The organism is Acinetobacter sp. YH12096 (assembly GCF_013419215.1).
In the GTDB taxonomy this organism is placed as follows: Bacteria; Pseudomonadota; Gammaproteobacteria; order Pseudomonadales; family Moraxellaceae; genus Acinetobacter; species Acinetobacter amyesii.
This window is the reverse complement of sequence record NZ_VPAM01000008.1, coordinates 18,292-38,446: the sequence shown is the minus strand read 5'-3', so window position 1 is coordinate 38,446 and position 20,155 is coordinate 18,292. Positions and strand designations below refer to the sequence as shown.

The window sequence follows — 20,155 nt, the reverse complement described above, 5'->3', positions numbered from 1 at the left end:
TATCAAATAATCGACTGAGTCAATTGGCATAAAAAAACCCAGTCTAGATACACTGGGTTCATTCGTCGCATTAGCCGTTGTAGTTACAATATTTATAGTACTTCAAACTCAATACGACGGTTTTTCTTACGACCTTCAGGCGTAGCATTGTCTGCTACAGGCTTATTTGAGCCCATCCCTTCAGTACTTAAGTTCGCCGCCGCAATATTCTTTGCAATCAGGTAGTTTTTAACTGCATTAGCACGATCTTGGCTTAAACTTAAGTTTTTCTCAGGATTCCCTGAGCTGTCTGTGTGACCAATAATTCGTACTTTTTTCCCACCGACGCGATTCAGTGCGATAACCATTTCATCTAAGATCTGTACCCCAGATGGTGCTAAAATCGCGCTTCCAGATTCAAATTCAATAATACGATTACGTAAAGCCGCATCAATAATGGCCTGTTCAGCCTGATTGACAGAAAGCTGTGCATTGAAACGAAAAGGTGCTGTGACCAAAGACTGAAACTTGGTGGTCGTGGGTTGGATATCATCTTGATTTGACATCTTTCCACTTAAATCGACTTGCGTTCCACGTACAGAGAGTTTCCCCTGTTTTACTTTCTTTAAGTCATCATTAATCATCTGGCTTACGCTATTGCCCCAACCATTGGGTGCAGTAACCGCTCGAACCTGAATTTTATCAACCACATTTGCCTGACCATAAGTCAAATAGGCTTTATTTAATATTTCTTGCTTGGTTGCTTCATTCGGTACAGCGCCTTCAATCACAATAGGCTCTGCCCAGAGCAAAGCCGAACAGCCTAAAATGCACACACTCGCAAGAAATTTGGGCAACATTGGTAAGATTCTTTGCATCATTATTCTTCTATAAAAGTCTGTCTAAAAAGTTTAATGCCATGAATAAGGCTGATCTGACGCTCACTCAAAGACTGTTCCAATACGGCTAAGCCTGCATTTTGTTCAAGATAAGGATCAATCCAACTGGCATCAATCAAGGAAACCCAATGATCACTTTGCATATTTTGGGTAAAAACATCATTGAGTGCAGTAATATCAGCACCTTGAAAACCAAATAGTAAAACAGGTGAATCACTGTGTAGGATGCCAATGAGTAACTCAGCATCTTGGTTTTCGACAAAACGACTAATTAAATTGACCCAAAAAGCCGCGATTTCATAGCAGTAACTAATATTATTGATCGGTAAGATCAACACTTTATTCAACCGAGACGTGCCCTGATGAATAATCGGTTGTAGCAGCAAACCGAGACCAATCATGCTTTGCGCCAACTGATAAGGCGTAAAATTCAATAAACGTGCAAATGAATGCAACGTATGGTGCTCATAAAAAGAAGAGGTTTCTTCTGTTCCGAACACTTGGATTTCGTTATTCAATTTGCCTAATTTATCGAGCAAAATATCGGGATCGCGAATAGAACGCATCACTCGGTTACGCTGATATAAGTCAATTAAGGTCTGTTTATAACGATATGGTGCATACAAAATATTATCGAAAGGATCATCGATTTCTAGCAGATGAGCCAACACCATTGGAAATTGACGCTTTGAACTGTCTTCACTACTAATCAAATTGGCAACCAAAAAACGCTTATCTTTTGGACTGGCAATAAAGAAATCTAATGAAGGCAGTGAGTTATACGCTGCATTAAAATTGTCTGAACGCATAGCGAACTCAAGCGCCTCCGTGATCCACTGATCGATTAACTGAATCAGTGAATATTGTTCACGGCTCTTTAAGAAGTCACCACGAGCTGGACATTTTCCATAATACAGCGGTGTCGTTCTCACTTCATACATCGTCACACTCCTTGTTCTTTTGCACGAATGCCACCGCTCTCATTTTTAAATTCATCATCATGGTGTTGCTGTTCCTTGTACAACACTCATCGGTGAAGTCGCTGGTGGCGCTACAGGCGCTTGTCCTGCAGGCATCGTTTGCGCTGCGACGACACGAACACCTTTATTCGTCACCACTTGATCAACAAGAGTCATACCTGAATAGCCTGAACCTGTAGTTGGGCCAGATGCGTTACCACTAATTAAACGGAAGTTCACTTTTACAAACACTTTTGGATTTTGTTTGCTACGCCACACCATTTCAAATGAATTACCATTTTGTGTACGCTGAGCGCCTTCAACCAATCGGTTAATACCATATTCACCCGGCTCATCAAAAATCGTATGCGTTTGACCTTCCAAGTCAATTGCAGTAATACGTGCACCCGGAATTGCCCCTTTATTTGGCCAAACGAAGTTCACCCATTGCTGAACACCGTTTTCATACACCATACGCTGACCATCAATATCAATGGTATATGAAAGCAACTGTGTGTTTTCTAATGGGAAGAACTGGAAGTTCGATTGATTGGTTGCCGCAGGTGCTGCTTGACTCAATTCCCCTGTAGCAACGCCATTACTTGGCGCAACATAGCGTTGGAAATTCGCTACGAATTGTGGATTTAAACCAATGCCCAAATCTTTCCATGTTTTCGTGGTTAAGGTATAGCCACGACGAATCACCAATGGATCTAAATATTCTTTTACAAAGCGAGCGATACTTCCGTTTTCACCAAAAATTTGGCTAATTTCATTACTGGTTGCTTGTAAAGTTGCATTGCTATTAAATGGATATTTAGGCGCAAGATTAGTTGTAAATGGTTGATACGCCTGCATTGCCCACAACTTATTAATTTCGTTTTGAGCTGGGATCAAAAGAACTTCAAATGACTGAGTCACCGGCTGCATAAAGAGTTTTTGAATCAACTGTTGATCTAATTCATTTAGACCCACAGACATTTTTTCATCCACAAATTTTTGCGTGCTATTAAAGACAGAGCTTTGATCATTGATGGTTTGTTTCACCAATGTCATGCTTGCAGGCCCCATATCACCACCACTCTTTAAGTCATTGAACTTACTACGTACTTGACTCAAAGACAGCATGTATTCATCTAAAATAGATTTGTTTTGCTGATCATCACGCTTACGAACCAATTGATAGAACACATCAAATTCTTTTGCAATAACACCTTGACCGGCTTTTGAAGCCACTTGCTGTGCCTGCTGCGCATCATCACGGCTAAGGACTTTACGTTTAAACCACGCAATAAAGCCTTTCTGAGGTGCAGCCAGTTCTGCTTGAACAATTGGATTATCCCAACTGGTTTCTTTCGCAATACGGTCAACCACTTTACGAATTGGCGAATTTTCAGGTTCACCTAAAATATCGATAAAACGTGACTGCTGAGCGACATCTGCGCCTTTGCCATAATGCACAGCATTTAAGAATTTACGCCATTCAGCGATATATTCCTGCTTATAAAGTTCGGTTAACTGTTTACTGATCTGATCTGGACTGCCACTAAATGTCAGGTCATCAGAACGATTGGTATTGAGTACCCAATCTTGAGTATCCGTCGGATTATTCGCTGCTTGGTTAATCGCATCTTTTACATAATCATTCCATGCTTGGTAAGTAAAGATACCCGGCAAGGCATAACTACCCAACATGCTATTTTGGCCTGTTTCACCTAAAATTTGCTTCACTGTCACTGCAGGGAAACGTACTGAACCACGCATTTTAATTTCATTATAAACGCGGTCACGTGCAGGAATGCCCATAGTAACAGCCGTCAATAATTGACGTGTTTGATCAACCAATAAAGGATCAGATTCCATTTGCGGGAACGCAGGATCAGCAGCTAAAGTCATCGCATAAGATAAAACTTGTTCGGCTTTTTGAATCATTTCGCCACGTGGCATTTGACCACGATTTGAATCTAACCATGAACGCCAGAAACGAGTAACTTGGTCACTCAAATGGCTCGATTCCATATATTTATGATTGCTCATCATCAAATACGCCTTCAGTGCATTATATGCATCCTGAGGATTAGTATCCGATGGTTCTAAATAGGGCTGATTTGATTTCACCGCTTGAGTGATTTGCACATTGACGTGATTTTCTTTCAACGTCGCTTCATTGGCTTTAACGCGTTGTAAGTACTGCGCCATATTTTGCTGAGATGGTGCTAAAACAATTTGTTGAATACCTCGTAAATACTCAACTTTGAGTTTTTCACGAATCTTATTCCCTTGGTATAAACCAAAGCTGTATTTTAATGGACGATCTTCATCAAAATGATCGAGTTGTTGTAAATGCCCTTGTAATATCAGTAATGCATCCAATTGAGTTGAAAGTTCACTTCCGCTACGGCTTTCCATTTGCACAACTTTATCTAGGTCTGCCTGAACTTCCGCCACGAGTTGTTGGTTATTACGATACGACCAAACCCACAACCCAAGCACCACAGCAACCAATAACAATGCAGCAATAAATGCCATAAAGCGCTGACGTTTACGTGCAGGATTAATATGTTGTTTAACCAGATTTTTATCTTTTAAAATGACGGTTGAAAATAGTCCTTTTAAGAAATAACCATGATCTTGCGAAACAGAATTCGTAGGAATGCCAAACTCACTATCCGTACTTTTCACCAAATGAAAATCTTCAGCGATTTGCTCGGTCATTGGACTTTCAATCACACCTTCTTGCAACGCACTGGTGAAATAGAACCCACGGAATACTGGTTTAAACTGATAAGGGTTGTCTTGAAACAACGTACCAATAAAAGTTTTTAACACTGGCTTTAAACTTTTAAACTCAAGTGGAAATGTCATTACACTTGGAGAAATATTTTGCGAATGACGACGACTCAAGTGCGTAGTACTGACGCTCTTCAAACCATCGTATAAAATTGAATAATGCTTTTCGAACATCTCAACGGCATGCTCAGATGAGTCTGGATCATAAGGCAGTGTTGCACCCCAAACTTGATCAAATTCATCCTTATCATAACAATCAAAAAATTCAGTAAAGCCGGCAATCAAATCCATTTTTGAAAAAACGATATACACTGGCGCAAAAATTTCTAAACGTTCAGTCAAATCCTGTATACGTGCGCGTAAGTTTTTGGCTAATTTGATTGATTTTTCAGGGCTTTGACTGACAAGCTCAGCCACAGAAACAATCACGATTAAACCGTTAATTGGTGCTTTAGAACGGTTTTTTTTGAGAATATTTAAGAAACCTAACCATTCTGAATGGTCTTCGGCATAAACAGAATATCGACCTGCGGTATCGAGTAAGACACCATCTGTAGAGAAAAACCAATCGCAGTTACGAGTACCACTTAGACCTGCCGACACCATTTTCTGATGAGTTTCTTCAAATGGAAATCTAAGACCAGAATTATAAATTGCCGAACTTTTACCCGCTGCTGGGTTACCAATCACCATGTACCAAGGTAATTCATATAGGGCTGCATTACCCTTTTTGTCGCCAAGTTTTGATTTACGGATAAGTTGAATCGAGTCTTTCATTTGCTGATTGATCAGCGCAAGTTCTTCTTTATTTTTTTGTTTACCGTATTCAGCTTCATTATCCTTGGCAATCGCCTCAGCAAGTTCTTCGCCTTGCTGTTTATGACGATAATGCTGTACTAATTCATATATACCCCACAGAATTAATCCGAGAATATAAACAGCAACCACAATGTAAAAAGTCTTTTGCGGAATCGAATTATGCATAGCCACAATGGCCACAAAAAATGACAAAGCCACCATCGCTTTAGGATTGGTGACGTACTGCCAAACATAACCGAGGATCGTATAAAATAGTGTGTTCACAATGTTCTCAATTTCGTCTTAATTCTAATTAAACAGTTTCTTGTTCAAGTTCATCTTCTACTGAAAATGCTTGAATAAAAGCAAATGTCGATTCTTGGTCTGTGCTATAAATCATGGCAGTTAACTCTTCTGGCAAGTGCATACCCAACATGAATCCAAAAATTTTTGCCAATTGCTGGGTATTTCCAAGATTCTGTTTTGTATATAAAAAATGATAGGTTTCAATCGCGGTTTCATTAAATTTATACTGTAATTTTTTCACCACTTTCATATCCGTTGCATCATCTAACATCAATAAAAAGGGTTGTTCTTGATCATACTGATCTAAATTATTCAGTGCTTTAAGCTCTAAATGACGTTTCAACTCAGGCTCATGTGCCACCACTTGTAGCACTTTATTTGGAGTTAAACCTCGAACTTGAACGTCTGAAGCAGCCAAACACCAACTCGATGCAAACTCTGCAGCAATGTATTTTTCTTGTAACCACATCTTTTCATCAATCCATTCTTGGTCGATTTCAGAGTCAGCATTCAGAATCAAACTGACTTCAAACTTTTGTTTTGAAATCATCTCTAAAATGCTTAACCATTCTGAATAAGCGACTTGAGTGCCGATAAAATGTGGCTCGATATGAATTTGTTCGGGAATGATCGAAAATCCGTCAGATAGATACTGCTGAATAATTTGAGCATAATCATCATTCCATTGATGAATCAAATTATCAGCAAGCAAAATATGGACATTTAAACGATTTAAACGTGAAACTTGCTGTGCATTGTTCGCCAAATGTTCTGGATGTTCATCTTGCGTATAGTCTGGGTCCACCCAACCCGGATGCATACGATACTGATATGCCAATTCACTATCATAAAAGAGTGCTGATTGCTTCAGATGCTCAGCAATTAAAAATAGACTTTCAACGTGTTGCTCTAGTTGTTGCTGAATAAGTGACTGGATTCGTTTTTCACGCATGGTGATGGCACTATATTCATCATCCGCTTCTTCACTAGTAAGTTCATCTAAATCTTTGATTCGAAATGAAAGAACAGGCAAACCGTATGCATTGAATAATTTATCATCGAGTTCAGGACTTTTGAATTGTTGAATATCTTGGATAATTTGTTCGTTTTCACCAAAACTATGCCAAGCCGCTGAAGAATAAACATTTAAACGAAATTGCTGTACATCGACAGGCTTCGGTTTTGCTTGTTCAATGGCGTCAATTTGTTGTTGCTCAGCTTGTTCTTCTGCACGTTTTTCAGCTTCAAGTTTTTTTTCTTTTTGATGTTGAATGCCCTTATAAATCAAATAAGGAGACAAAGTAATTGCACATAAAGCGACAGGAAGAATTAGAAAATAGGTGACCAGATCAAAAGCTGTCGGGTCATAGCCTGTATCTCGCCAGTAAAAAATCACGAAAGCAGTACACAAAACAAAAAGCGTACTAAAGGTCCCAATTATTAATTTCAGCATTATTATAAATTCCCCATTAAGGCATAACAGGTTTCTGTATTATCGACCTGTTTATTCGGCTGTAAAAATGCTCCCTGAGCTAAACCAATTCCGCTCAAAGAATTTAAACACACCGGTTTTATTTCTTCTTTTTGTAAAATTAAGCGCACATCCACCATTAATGTTGGACTGCACCAAGTTTGAATCATTTGTTTTAATTTTAGGCTGCGTGCCTGATTCGGTAAAAATGTTAAATAATCTTCATGATTTAAAGGTCCAATCACGATTTCAATTTTTTCGTCAATCTGTTGAATCTTCTCACCACAAAAAGTATTCAGCCCCAATAAGCTCGGCTGAGATCCACCTAAACATGTTCTCTGATCTTCTTCAAATACAAAAGTTTCAGGGATAAATTCTCGAATATCAAATTTCTGCTTAAAGATACAATTCAGCATGGTTTTTAATGCATAAGCTGTATTGTTTTGCCCCTGCATTAAACCTGAGAATTCAGCAAAATAATCATCTAAATCTGGCTGATCATGCTGGCTACGGATATAACCATTTAATGCATGTAAAATATCAAGATAGTGATTATCCTGCTCGATTTCATAACGAATAGGTAAATGATAATTTAAACTGGCATCAACATAATGTGCTGTTAATTTATGATTAAACAGCCCTAAAAACTTTTGTGTTTCGTGTCGCTGATGTCGCCCGCTGAGCTTAATCTTATTGGTATAGCTATAAGGTAATGCACCTTGAATACCCGTTAAACCCACCATTAAATTTGTCAGTTCAACTTTCTCATCGTTGAACTCTAAACTTTCAATTTCAGTGTTCGGGAAGTTCAAATTAAGTGAACTATTAAACTCAAAGTCATTAGCCCAATGGACTTGAGCTGCTCCATAAGGTGCATGTCTTAACAAACGAGTAGCTTGAACAAACTCGTAGGCTTTCGGTTCTTGGAAAAGTCCGTCAATTACAGAGCTTTCTTGCCACCAACGTTCTGCACGCATTGGTATAACTCCTGTTGACTATTTGCATCAAAAACCGAGACATCGACAAAGCTGTTCATATTGACTTTTAAATTAAAGATATGGGCTAGCAATTGACTAAATATATACAGGCTATGCCCTCTAAATATATCCGCATCGATATCGAGCTGTACTTTTAAACCTCTGACAAATAATGGAAACGGTTTACTATCTACAAGTTTCTGTGTGGTAGAAAACTGAATATTTTTTATGGAGTCGATAATAATTTGGTTTTCTTTTGATTTAGGTAAATTATACAATTCCAAAAGTTCTTTAATATGAGAGACCGTATCGCCTTTCATTAAAGACATATTATTCAAAGATAAATGTGAAATGACCCGCCACTGTTCTTGTTTATTTTGCTCAAAATAATACGGTAACGACGGTCGTTTGAGCATCAGGGCACGACGGGCCAAATTACTATCATTCAGAGTTAATGCATTTTGATCTTTATTATAACTTTCGTAAGGTAACTCACGATTACTACATAGTAGTTCAGTACTAATAAAATCGGACTGAGTACTATGCGGGTCTAAAGCACGAGATATGATTGAATAGTTTAATTCCTGATGTTTATTCTTCATCTGCTGCGGATTTAAACTATAAAAAAACTGGACTTTATCCTGATGATAATGACTCATTGCAAAAAAAGGCAGTACCGGATAATACACTTCATCTTGGTTACTTTTTTCACGCACCATATTCATTTTTAAAATGCTATAGGCTTGAAAATATTCAGGATGGTGTGCATCTGTCACCAATGGATATTCCATTCGCTTATGATTAATCTTTTGCGGCTCTGCTTGTTTATTGAAAAGATTAACAATTGGTGTAGCAAACAATTTAAAATTTGCCGCATTTAATTCTGAATAATTTCGAATCGCCGCTTGATCATTTAAATTGAGTTTAAAGTGCATTTGAACATCAAATTCACTATGTTCTAAACTTAAAAACTTAATGAAATCTAAATTTAGATTTAAAAAATTGAATTTTTCAGGAACACAAAAATATTCCATCAATAAACGATATGCATGATGCGTATGCTGATCGATAGGTAGAACACTTTGAACTTCATCAAAGCCCATAATTTCAAATGGATTGGCAATATCAAAAATGTGCTGCCCCACACGAATCGAAAAACTCGTAGTGGATTTAAAAATACTATCCAAAACCTGCAAAGGAAAATTAGAAATAGCGTCTAAAAAGATCGGCAAAGTTTCATTTTTGAGTAAAGCGTGCTTATTCGAAAAAATTTCAAATCCTAAGCTCAATGTAGCATTTTGATTTAAATGCATATGTGCCGATGGATGAGTTTTGAAATTGAGCTGTTTTAATTGAATCGGTAATAATGTGACTTCTTGTACCGTCTGATATTCACATTGAACACCGCGCGTACTTTTGGCTTTTAGACTGGTCGCCTTTGGAATAACGTGTCGATCTGTTAATTGCTTAATTTTATTTATATCTTCGAAGCTCACCACAGAACATGCAGGAAATGGTTTTAAATATTGAGGAAACATCACCTCAAAAATTGAACGGGTAAAAACGTCATAACTATCTGCAAGTTTTTTGTCAATCCGTGCAGAAATTAGAGAAAATGCTTGAATTAAACGCTCAATATGCGGGTCATCTATTTGTTCTTGGTTTAAAGACAAACGCTGGGCGATTTTGGGGTATTTACTGGCAAACTCACGGGACTGTTGTCCAAATTCCTGTAGTTGTTTTTCGTAATACGGTAACAGCTCTTCAATCACAGATAACCCACTTCATTAAGCTCTTGGAGAAATAACATATTGTTGTGTTGTTGGTTTTAATAAGGCATCAAAAATAACTGGTTCGTATAAAGGATGAATATTTAAATATGCCTGAATACTTAAACATAGTGCCCCCATATTATGGCCATCCATGAGCATTTCGACTCGAATCTGTTTTAAACGCGGTTCATGTGCAGCAATCGATTGTTCAATTGACTGACAAATTTTGTCGCGATCCGATGGATTTGCTGTCGATAAGCCCACAAAATCGATAATGCCAAATTGCAAAATAGACTTTTTTGCTAATGGAAAGTCATCAATCAGTTCATCTAACTTTGCCACCCGACTATTGAGGAGATCCTCTAAATCGGAAGCAACAGATTCACGAAGTTCTTGCAAAGACAGACCTTGAGTCTGCTGAGCATCTGCTGGTAATAAGCGGTCAAATAAAGTCGTTCTAAAACCATAAGGATAAAGCTGATCGAGATTCATATCTTCTTATAAATATTTAAAAAAATGAAAATAGAGGCTACCCAAGTAAGCCTCTATCTGAATCCATCTATTACGCTGCGTATGAAGCAGTGTTGTTAGATAATGACCACTTCTTAGTAACAGCACCTTTCGCAGTACCGTTAATATCTTGTTGGTTATATGTCCACTCTACTGCAGCATATTTCAAACCAAATGATTCGTGTGGAACACCTTCATCATTTACAGTTGGTGTCACGCTAGAAACCAACACATGTTTCAGTTTGATTTGAAGATATTTAATGCGTTTGTCGCCATTCGCACGGTAAAAATCAATTTGAACTTCATCAAATGTATAACCTGCTGAACATGCTTCCCAAAGTTTAGGGCTTGTCGCATCTAAATCTTTAACAAAAACCATGTCAGAATGTTCTACACGTTCTGCGGTGTGACCACCCACACTTGAAGAAGTCGCAGATTTAGGTTGACGGATGTTATGCGTCCAAGAGTTAACTTCTAACCAACTCTTGTGCTCTGCATCACGAGATTCGCCGTCTACTTTGTACTTACCACGAAATTGAATGTATATATCTTTCATTGTTCTGAATACCTATTTATTTAAAGTTATTATAGTGTTGACCCAAAATTAATTTGAGGACTGAGGTAACTCGGTCACAAGTCGTAATGAAACAGACAACTCATCCAACTGGAAATGTGGTCTTAAGAAAACCACAGATTTGTAGTGACCAGGCAAAGCTGGATTTTCTACAACTTTTACAGAAGCTTCACGCAATGGATACTGAGCTTTAGCTTCTTGAGATGCACCATCATCGAGTAATACATATTGCGATAACCATTCATTTAAGAAGGTCTCAACATTACCCGCTGATGCAAAACTACCCACTTTGTCACGCATCATTGCTTTTAAATAATGTGCAATACGTGAAACTGCCATGATATATTGGATCTGGCTAGACAATGCAGAGTTGGCATTTGCTGTATCGCTGTCATATTTTTTAGGTTTTTGCGTCGATTGCGCACCGAAAAATGCTGCATAATCCGTATTTTTGCAGTGTACCAACGGAATAAAACCAAGGTCACTCAGTTCTTTTTCACGACGGTCGGTAATGGCAATTTCAGTTGGGCATTTAAAGACCACTTCGCCATCATTGGTTTTGAACGTATGGACAGGCAAGCCTTCAACTAAACCACCACCTTCTACACCACGAATCGCAGCACACCAACCATGCATATCAAAAGCATTAGTTAAACGCGTACCAAAGGCATAAGCCGCGTTCATCCATAAATATTCATTATGGTTTTCACCCGAAACTTCTTCAACGAAGTTAAACCCTTCAGTGGCAATGCCTTCTTTTGGATCATATGGCAAACGACCCAATACACGTGGCATTGTCAATGCAACATAACGTGCATCGTCACTTTCACGGAATGAACGCCATTGTACATATTCTGCTGTTTCAAAGATTTTAGATACATCACGCGGACGATCAATATCAGTAAAAGACTCTAGTCCCAACATATTCGGGCTAGCAGCCGAAATAAACGGTGCATGTGCAGCCGCAGCGACATGTGAAATTTGCTCAAGCAAATACATATCAGATGGAGTACGGTCAAACTCAAAGTCACCAATCAATGTTGCATAAGGCGCACCACCGAATGATCCATATTCTTCTTCATAGATTTTTTTGAACAACGTGCTTTGGTCAAAATCGGTCGCACCTTGGAAATCTTTAATCAATTCTTTTTTCGTCGTATTTAACATACGAATTTTTGTTAAAGAATTTGAAGGTGTTTCTTGGCAGAAATAATACAAACCACGCCATGTCGATTCAATTTTTTGAAATTCAGCATGGTGCATGATTTTACTTAACTGAGATGAAATCAACGCATCAATTTCAGCAATACGCTTATCAATTGATAAAGTCATATTGTCTGAAACTGTGATGGTACCAGCCATCACTTCTTTGGCAAGTTCACCGATCAAACTTTTTGCACGATCATGTTCTTGATCTGTACGCGCAATACGACTTTGTTCAACAATTGAATCTAAAAGTGAATATTCTTCGGTTGCTTCAACGTTTGCAGCAGTTGCAGTATTAAAATTACTCATTTTCTGCCTCCACACTCAACTTACGAATTTGATCAGTGTTATGTAACACTTCATCCAGTAAATCTTCTAAGCGTTCATTATTTGAAATTTTATTACGCAAGTCAGACAGACGCTCACGCGCAGCAACTAACTTTTGTAGTGGATCAACCTGTTGTACAACTTGCTCAGGAGTAAAATCGGCCATGCTCTTAAATGTAAGATCTACCGACATTTTTCCACCGTCTTCAGTCAAGGTATTCTCAACTTGAAAATTAGCACGTGGCGCTAAAGACTCCATGACTTCATCAATATTATCTAAATCAACATTAATGAATTTCTTGTCTTTTAATTTGGTTTTCTCTACTTCAGATGCCGCAGAGAAATCACCTAACACCCCTACAACGAATGGTAATTCTTTAATTTCTTTACCGTCGCCAACTTCAACATCGTAAGTCAATTGAACACGAGGAGGACGAATTCGTTGAAGTTTTTTCTGTACACTTTCACGTTTTGCCATGAGTGCTTTTCCTTGTTATTTATTTTTCAATGTATCGAAAGGTGAACCACTGGTAGCAGGTTTTTTCGCTGTAGTTTGCGGTTTTGCTGTCGTTGTGGTTTTCTTTTTGCTTGCTGCTGTGGTCGTTTGTTTAGGCTTGGTAGACGCTGTATTGGTTCGTTTTTTAGCTGGTGTTGTCTGTTTAGATTTCACATTGCTCGAAGATTCTGTACTTTTTTCACGAACATCTGCTGCAGCAGACGTAGATTTATCAATCGTCGGCTGAATATAACGAATATTATCCGACAACACTTTGGCAGGAGAATAGGTCTGTTCATCTAGAGTACGATTTTCATTACTCCGCATATGATTCAGCGCATTATAAGAAATAGCGATACCTGCTAAAAAAGTGACATCAGTAAGTTCAGGCGACTGATAGTTCTTTTCTCGCAGCAGATTGACCGCTTGCAATGCTTTTAAATTGTAACCATTAGCTTGATATTTTTTGGCAATATCTACAAAAATTTCATTTTTTAAGTTCTCATTTTTCTTATTTTTTTTGTCACATAACTGATTATAAAAACCAATAATCTCTGGATCTGTATCACCTACTGCCAGTGGATAATCCTTTAAACAGGATTTTTTCACAGATGCCGCTTTATCTTTTGCAAAAACGGTTTGTGTTAAACTAGCTGCTAAAATTATAGGTAATAAAACACTAAATTTATTCAAAATTGCCTCTGTATTTCTACGTGCTAAAACTTAATTTATGTGAATATGTGGAGAAATCACCACTTATTTTCCCGTGGGTTTTCTCTTCATTTATCAAAATTAAAAATATGCTGCAGATTTAACAAAAAATAAGCACATAGAGTCAATACAAAAATGTGCCAAATACTCCAAAGTTTGTCGACGATTTGTTTTTTTTTGTTTCATTTTATAAAAAAATCTTTTTCCTTTTTTTATTTAGTCTGTATTATATCGCCTAAAGCAAGACACTAAAAATATATAAGGTGTTGATTTTAAAGTTTTTATTTTTATAGCAAGAAAAAAGAGATCACAGTCAAACTTGTAAAATTTCGTACTGTGGATTCTAAATTTGATGAGTTATTTATGAATAATTTAAAAGTTTTAATTACTAAACTTTCACCTCACGCCCGCATTTCACTCGAAAAGTCAGCCAATACATGTATTTCACAGCAAAATTATGAAATCGAAATTGAACATTTTTTACTCGAATTATTAACCTATAACAATAAAAATGACCTTCAAATACTCTTAGAAAAATACAAAGTTTCTGCAGACGGTTTGGCAGATGACCTCAAAGAAAGTATCGCTCAACTTCCAAAAGGAAATACGCGCACCCCGATTTTTGCCCAATCCATTGTGCGCTTACTTGAACAAGCTTGGTTATTAGCATCTGCTGAACAAGATCCACAAATTCGTAGTGGTCATTTACTTGTTGCGCTCCTTACCGCGCCAGATTTAGACCAAATTGCAGCAAGAGCTTCTTCTCTTTTCGATTTATTACCTATCGATACGATTAAACATAAATTTTTAGATCTTTGCCTAAAGAGCATTGAAAATGAAGATTTAGCAACTGCATCACCAGATGAAAAATCAGCAGCACAAACGAATGCAACTACGCCAGTTAAAACACCAGCTCTAGACCAATACACCATTAATCTTACTGAAAAAGCTAAAAATGGTGACATTGATCCTGTGATTGGTCGTGAGTTTGAAATCCGCTTAATGCTCGATATTTTGATGCGTCGTCGTCAAAACAATCCGATTTTAACGGGTGAGCCTGGTGTTGGTAAAACGGCCGTTGTTGAAGGTCTGGCATTAAAAATTGCAACCAACCAAGTTCCAGATGCTTTAAAAAACGTCAGCATCCACACTTTAGATATGGGCTTACTACAAGCGGGTGCCAGTGTTAAAGGTGAATTCGAAAATCGCTTAAAACAAGTCATTCATGAAGTTCAAGCCTCTGCACATCCAATCATTTTATTTATTGATGAAGCACACACGTTGATTGGTGCGGGTGGTCAAGCAGGTCAAAATGATGCAGCAAACCTGTTAAAACCGGCGCTTGCACGTGGTGAGTTAAGAACCATTGCCGCAACCACATGGGCTGAATATAAGCAGTATTTTGAAAAAGATGCCGCATTAAGCCGACGCTTCCAAGTAATTCAGGTTGAAGAACCGACTGAAGAAGTCGCAATCGATATGCTGCGTGCCATGATTCCCGTGATGGCAAAACATTTCAATTTACAAATTGACGATGAAGCTATCGTTACTGCAGTCCATGCATCACACCGTTATATCACTGGCCGTCAATTGCCTGATAAAGCGATTAGTGTCTTAGATACGGCTTCTGCGCGTGTTGCGTTAACGCAAAATGCACAACCTGTAAAATTGGATCAACTTCATGCTCAATTACATAATTTGAAGCTTGAATTGGCGATTCTTGAAAATGAACATAAGAATATTCCTATTCACCACGAACGCATTGAAAATGTAAAAACACAAATATCTACGCTGGAACAAGATATTCAGTCGACTGAAACGCAGTGGAAAATAGAACTCGAAATCGTTCAACAGATTAAAACGCTTGAACAAGAGTCCGAGCAAAAACCAGAAAATATTGAAACTTTAAGCAATATTCGTAACCAACTGGCAACTTTACAAGGTCAAACGCCGCTGGTTTTTGAACGTGTGAATGCACAAATTATTAATGAAATCATTTCAGACTGGACCGGTATCCCAGTTGGAAAAATGGTGAATGATGAAATTCAGCAAATTTTGAAGCTTGAAACACAGTTAGAACAACGTGTGATGGGTCAAGATTATGCACTGCATCAACTGGTACAAGGCATTAAAACCTCCAAAGCAAAATTGGAAGATCCAAATAAACCTCAAGGCGTTTTCATGCTGGTTGGCCCAAGTGGTGTGGGTAAAACCGAAACTGCACTTGCGTTAGCAAACGAGTTATATGGTGGTGAGTCTCATTTAATCACCATTAACATGTCTGAATATCAAGAAGCACATACCGTGTCGTCTTTAAAAGGTGCTCCTCCAGGCTATGTCGGTTATGGCCAAGGTGGCGTACTGACAGAAGCAGTTCGCCGTAACCCATATAGTGTGGTTTTACTTGATGAGATTGAAAAAGCACACAGCGATGTTCAAGAATTATTCTACCAAGTATTCGATAAAGGTACTTTGGAAGATGGCGAAGGTCGTGTCATTGACTTTAAAAATACTACGATCTTATTGACTTCAAATGCAGGCTCTAGTGCCATTATGCAGGCCTGTTTAAATCAGCCAGTAGAAGAATGGCCGTCAGCAGAAGAACTTTTAGATGTATTAAAACCAGCTTTATATAAACAATTTAAGCCGGCATTTTTAGGTCGTATGCGTATCGTGCCGTATTTCCCATTGCACGATGATCTGCTTGTACGCATTATTCAGCATAAATTAGGCAAAATCACCGCGCGTATTGAAAAACAATATGGTACGCAAACACGTTATACCGATGATTTAGTCGAATTATTATTAAGTCGCTGTACTGAGGTCGATAGTGGTGCGCGTAATGTCGATAACATTTTAAATGCGACGGTCTTGCCTGCTTTAGCCACTGAATTACTCATGGCAATGAGTGAGCAAAAGATTCCATCGGTCATTGAAATCGATGTCAAAGACGATGAAATTATTTATGTTTTAGATCCTAAAAGTAAACCTGCGAAAAAACGCAGCAGCAAAAAGACTAAAACCTTAGAAGCATAAGCTAGGAACGATGTAGAATATGAGTTTAGAGCTCGACGCTTTATTGCAACCGATTACGGATGATTTACCTTGCGGTAGTGATTTTTCATTTTCCAATGATTTTCATGCAATTAAAAAAGCTAAAACACAAGATGACCCACTCTTGGATCAAGGCGACTGGATCGCAGAACCGAAACAAGCAGATTGGGGCTTTGTGCACCAAAAATCGTCAGATCTACTTCGCGAACAAACTAAAGATATTCGCTTATATGGTTGGTTGCTTGAAGCGTGGACTCACATTCATGGTTTTGAAGGGATTGCCAAAGGGATTGAACTTACACAAAAAAGTTTGCAAGACTTTTGGCTGCAGCTTCATCCTGAAATTGAAGATGATGACCTTGATCAACGTCTAGGTTTATTACAAGGGATAATTAATCAAATCCCAACATTAATTAAATCAGTTTCAATCGTTCATGGCGCGGCAGCTTATTCCCTATCCGACTATGATCGACTACTTCATGTTCAAAACCAAAGACGTAAATCCAACCATGAAGATGATGATCAAGAAGAGTCTTTTAATGGTATGGAACAGTTTGAACATGCCTTGTTCAATACGTCAAAATCAATTCAATACCAGTATTACCAACAGTTTTTAGATATTTTAAACCATTGGGAAAACTTAAAAACAACTCTTGATGATTTGATGGGTTTAGATGCGCCAAGCTTTGCTGGCATTGACTCTCAAATCGAAATGATTCACTTGAGCTTAAAAAAAATCTATAAAGCAGATGCTTTTATCAATTCATCGAGCGCTGAACAGGTTCAATCAAATTCTCCAATTGAAAGCCAAACACTTTCCACTGTAACTTCCGTGCAGAATGATATGCAAATAATACAACAACAGCATACACAGCAATTTAAACCTCAAGTGCAAAATCATCTTGAAAACCGTGAACAAGCCATGAAAGTCTTGCAAGATATTGCGGACTATTTCCAAGTGAATGAGCCGCATAGCCCTGTCAGTTATATGCTGCAAAAAACCATTAAATGGTCACAAATGCCACTGCATGAATGGTTAACTCATGTGATTAAGGATGAAAACCCTCTTGAAGCTGTACAAGAAATGTTAGGTGTTCAGCAACAAAGTAATGAATCGAATAGCGACTGGTAAAAACAATGTTTAAAGCAGAAAAAATTTTATGGGGTGAAGGATTATTTTTACGCCCACAACACTTTCAATTACAAGATGCTTATCATGAACAGCGTTTAAACCATACGGTTCGCGCAACGATACCGTTCGCTTATGGTATTCAAAGTTTAATTTTTGATGAATCGCAACTCAGTACCAACACATTAGCTTTGAATAAAGTTGAAATGATTTGGCAAGATGGCGAGATTTATCAAGCACCTGCACAAGACTTATTACCTGAGCCTGTACTACTTGATTCATTAAATTTACGCGGTGAAATGCAAATTTATTTAGCATTACCAATCGTTCAACCAAATAAACGAAACGTCAATTTTGAAGAAAATACCCAATCGAGTCGCTATCATTCACATTTGACTGAAACTCATGATTTGTTTACAGATGCAACGGCTGCTGAAATTACCTTATTACGCCGCCGTGCAGAGTTCAAAATCTTTGAATTAGGCCAAGAACCACAGCACAATCTTGATGGTTTTCTTTATATGCCAATAGGCCGCATCAAGCGCCAAAGCTCTGGTAATTTTGTTTTAGATTATCAATTTATCCCACCAATATTACATATTAGTTCGTGTGATTCGCTGATTACTGGGCTTAAACGAACGCTCAATATCATCAAGGCTAAAATTAAAACCATTCAATCGAATAATCGTGAAAACGAACAAAAGTTAATTGAATTCCGTTCAGGCGATATTGTGTCGTTTTGGTTGGTTAATGCGCTGAATACTGCACATGCGACCTTAAATCATTTATTGCAATATCCACTGATTCATCCTGAACGTTTGTATTTTGAATTATTGCGTCTGACAGGTTCCTTGCTCACCTTCTCGACAGCTTACGAAGTAGATCAGCTTCCACAGTATCAACATCATAATTTGCAAGAAAGTTTTACTCAATTAGATGTGATTTTACGTGAGTTGCTCGATACGATTATTTCAAATCGATATATCAGTATTAACTTGAAAGAAACCCGTCAATCCTACTGGGTGGGCAGTCTTGAAAGTGATAAAATTACTCGCGATTCTCGCCTGTATTTAGCTGTTTCAAGTAGTGTGATGCCTACACATGACATTATTTCTTATGTACCGCTGCGCTTTAAAGTCGGTAATACCGTTGATGTTGAACAGCGTGTCATGGCGGCATTACCGGCTGTGCCATTGCAACATATGATGCAAGTGCCAACAGCAATTCCGGTACGTTCAGGTGTGAGTTATTTTGAAGTTGAGCCAAATAATGATTTGTATCAACGTATGCTTGATTCTGAATCCATCTGCGTTTACATACCAGCTGGCTTCCAAGATATCTCGATTGAACTTATTGCTGTGATGAATGGTTAAGGAGCAATCATGAATATTTCAAATAATGCCCCTTCACTTTTTGACGACGGTCAAATAGGATTAGGCTCTTCAAAACCAAGTGCTGAACCGACAATCAACAGTTCAACTAATTTAGTTGATCTACTGCATGATGGGTTTTACATTGTTTTCTTACTCAAAAATCAATATGTTCCATCCAGCCCTGAAAGTTTCAGGACAAAAATTATGGATCTATTAAACCGATTTGAAAGCCAAGCCCGTAAGCTTCAATTCAGCAATGAAGATATCACGGACGCAAAATATGCCTATTGCGCTTTATTAGATGAAACCATTGTCACCCAACAAGATGCACGCTTTTTTGATTTACAAAACAATTGGATGATGAATCCATTGCAATTAAGTCTTTTTGGTTCACAGCTTGCGGGTTACCGCTTTTTTGAAAATTTAGAGCAAATTCGTTCTAAGAATAAAGATCGTTTAGCAGCACTTGAAGTTTATCATTACTGCATGCTCCTTGGTTTTCATGGTAAATACCGACTTGAATCGATTGAAATGCTCAATTCACTCGTTGCACGTGTCGGTGATGAAATTGATTATATGAAAGGTAAAAAGGCGTTTTCGCCTTTCGCGGCACTGCCGGATCAAATTAAAAACATTATTCACCGTGAATTACCATTTTTTTGGATCATTATCTTTTGGGCTTTGTTTGCTGTATTAGCATTTGGTGGACTGAAATATATGTTATCCAGTCAAAATAATCAGGCGTTATCACAATATCAAAATGTCATAACTGCACCATCGGAACAGGCTTATATCACCATTCATTTACCATAAGACTTAGACAC

The 20,155-nt window shown here is 38.0% G+C and carries 15 protein-coding genes; 4 read left to right on the top strand and 11 right to left on the bottom strand.

Annotated elements, in window-relative coordinates; translation table 11 throughout:
* Positions 1-92: 92 nt before the first annotated feature.
* The 11 genes from FTU36_RS04975 to FTU36_RS04925 all read right to left on the bottom strand — a co-directional run bounded on the left by FTU36_RS04975 (position 93) and on the right by FTU36_RS04925 (position 13,673).
* Positions 93-839 (bottom strand): OmpA family protein, encoded by a 747-nt coding sequence (locus FTU36_RS04975; RefSeq protein ID WP_257224792.1) that lies wholly within the window; start codon positions 837-839, stop codon positions 93-95.
* A gap of 20 nt (positions 840-859) precedes the next feature.
* The gene (gene tagF / locus FTU36_RS04970; RefSeq protein ID WP_168379476.1) at positions 860-1,819 is read right to left on the bottom strand and encodes a type VI secretion system-associated protein TagF; all 960 of its coding nucleotides are present in this window, start codon (positions 1,817-1,819) and stop codon (positions 860-862) included.
* Between the two features lie 57 nt (positions 1,820-1,876).
* The gene (tssM, locus tag FTU36_RS04965) at positions 1,877-5,710 is read right to left on the bottom strand and encodes a type VI secretion system membrane subunit TssM (RefSeq protein ID WP_180059869.1); all 3,834 of its coding nucleotides are present in this window, start codon (positions 5,708-5,710) and stop codon (positions 1,877-1,879) included.
* A gap of 28 nt (positions 5,711-5,738) precedes the next feature.
* Positions 5,739-7,184, bottom strand: coding sequence for a hypothetical protein (locus tag FTU36_RS04960; RefSeq protein WP_180064161.1), 1,446 nt, complete (start codon positions 7,182-7,184; stop codon positions 5,739-5,741).
* 2 nt (positions 7,185-7,186) lie between these two features.
* Positions 7,187-8,179, bottom strand: coding sequence for a type VI secretion system baseplate subunit TssG (gene tssG / locus FTU36_RS04955; protein WP_180005370.1), 993 nt, complete (start codon positions 8,177-8,179; stop codon positions 7,187-7,189).
* Positions 8,143-9,951 (bottom strand): type VI secretion system baseplate subunit TssF, encoded by a 1,809-nt coding sequence (gene tssF / locus FTU36_RS04950; RefSeq protein WP_180064162.1) that lies wholly within the window; start codon positions 9,949-9,951, stop codon positions 8,143-8,145. Before tssF ends, tssG begins: the two co-directional genes overlap by 37 nt.
* 15 nt (positions 9,952-9,966) lie before the next feature.
* Positions 9,967-10,443: a type VI secretion system baseplate subunit TssE gene (gene tssE / locus FTU36_RS04945; protein WP_078190770.1), complete on the bottom strand. Its 477-nt coding sequence runs from the start codon at positions 10,441-10,443 to the stop codon at positions 9,967-9,969.
* Between the two features lie 70 nt (positions 10,444-10,513).
* A complete protein-coding gene (locus FTU36_RS04940; protein WP_078190771.1) occupies positions 10,514-11,017 on the bottom strand; it encodes a type VI secretion system tube protein Hcp in 504 nt (167 codons plus the stop codon).
* A gap of 48 nt (positions 11,018-11,065) precedes the next feature.
* The gene (tssC, locus tag FTU36_RS04935) at positions 11,066-12,550 is read right to left on the bottom strand and encodes a type VI secretion system contractile sheath large subunit (protein ID WP_078190772.1); all 1,485 of its coding nucleotides are present in this window, start codon (positions 12,548-12,550) and stop codon (positions 11,066-11,068) included.
* Positions 12,543-13,046 (bottom strand): type VI secretion system contractile sheath small subunit, encoded by a 504-nt coding sequence (gene tssB / locus FTU36_RS04930; RefSeq protein ID WP_078193364.1) that lies wholly within the window; start codon positions 13,044-13,046, stop codon positions 12,543-12,545. The genes tssC and tssB overlap by 8 nt, the downstream gene beginning before the upstream one ends.
* 15 nt (positions 13,047-13,061) lie before the next feature.
* Entirely contained in the window at positions 13,062-13,673 is a 612-nt protein-coding gene (locus FTU36_RS04925) for a hypothetical protein (RefSeq protein WP_180116907.1), read from the bottom strand.
* Positions 13,674-14,138: 465 nt separating this feature from the next.
* Between FTU36_RS04925 and tssH the strand changes: the two genes are divergently transcribed.
* From tssH to icmH, 4 genes are read left to right on the top strand one after another with little or no spacing between them, the layout of a single operon-like run.
* Complete coding sequence (gene tssH / locus FTU36_RS04920) at positions 14,139-16,811, top strand: type VI secretion system ATPase TssH (protein ID WP_180116906.1); 2,673 nt, start codon at positions 14,139-14,141, stop codon at positions 16,809-16,811.
* 19 nt (positions 16,812-16,830) lie between these two features.
* Positions 16,831-17,961: a type VI secretion system protein TssA gene (tssA, locus tag FTU36_RS04915; protein WP_180027198.1), complete on the top strand. Its 1,131-nt coding sequence runs from the start codon at positions 16,831-16,833 to the stop codon at positions 17,959-17,961.
* 5 nt (positions 17,962-17,966) lie between these two features.
* Positions 17,967-19,331, top strand: a complete 1,365-nt coding sequence (tssK, locus tag FTU36_RS04910; RefSeq protein ID WP_168379484.1) for a type VI secretion system baseplate subunit TssK — start codon at positions 17,967-17,969, stop codon at positions 19,329-19,331.
* A gap of 9 nt (positions 19,332-19,340) precedes the next feature.
* On the top strand, positions 19,341-20,144 hold the full coding sequence (gene icmH / locus FTU36_RS04905; protein WP_180116905.1) for a type IVB secretion system protein IcmH/DotU: 804 nt from the start codon (positions 19,341-19,343) through the stop codon (positions 20,142-20,144).
* Positions 20,145-20,155: the final 11 nt, after the last annotated feature.

Coding starts and splice junctions, on each gene's coding strand:
- FTU36_RS04975 (WP_257224792.1), bottom strand. CDS start 839: ATGTTGCCCAAATTTCTTGCGAGTGTGTGCATTTTAGGCTGTTCGGCT.
- FTU36_RS04960 (WP_180064161.1), bottom strand. CDS start 7,184: ATGCTGAAATTAATAATTGGGACCTTTAGTACGCTTTTTGTTTTGTGT.
- icmH (WP_180116905.1), top strand. CDS start 19,341: ATGAATATTTCAAATAATGCCCCTTCACTTTTTGACGACGGTCAAATA.
- tssG (WP_180005370.1), bottom strand. CDS start 8,179: ATGCGTGCAGAACGTTGGTGGCAAGAAAGCTCTGTAATTGACGGACTT.
- tssE (WP_078190770.1), bottom strand. CDS start 10,443: ATGAATCTCGATCAGCTTTATCCTTATGGTTTTAGAACGACTTTATTT.
- tssH (WP_180116906.1), top strand. CDS start 14,139: ATGAATAATTTAAAAGTTTTAATTACTAAACTTTCACCTCACGCCCGC.
- tssC (WP_078190772.1), bottom strand. CDS start 12,550: ATGAGTAATTTTAATACTGCAACTGCTGCAAACGTTGAAGCAACCGAA.
- tssB (WP_078193364.1), bottom strand. CDS start 13,046: ATGGCAAAACGTGAAAGTGTACAGAAAAAACTTCAACGAATTCGTCCT.
- tagF (WP_168379476.1), bottom strand. CDS start 1,819: ATGTATGAAGTGAGAACGACACCGCTGTATTATGGAAAATGTCCAGCT.
- tssK (WP_168379484.1), top strand. CDS start 17,967: ATGTTTAAAGCAGAAAAAATTTTATGGGGTGAAGGATTATTTTTACGC.
- tssA (WP_180027198.1), top strand. CDS start 16,831: ATGAGTTTAGAGCTCGACGCTTTATTGCAACCGATTACGGATGATTTA.
- FTU36_RS04940 (WP_078190771.1), bottom strand. CDS start 11,017: ATGAAAGATATATACATTCAATTTCGTGGTAAGTACAAAGTAGACGGC.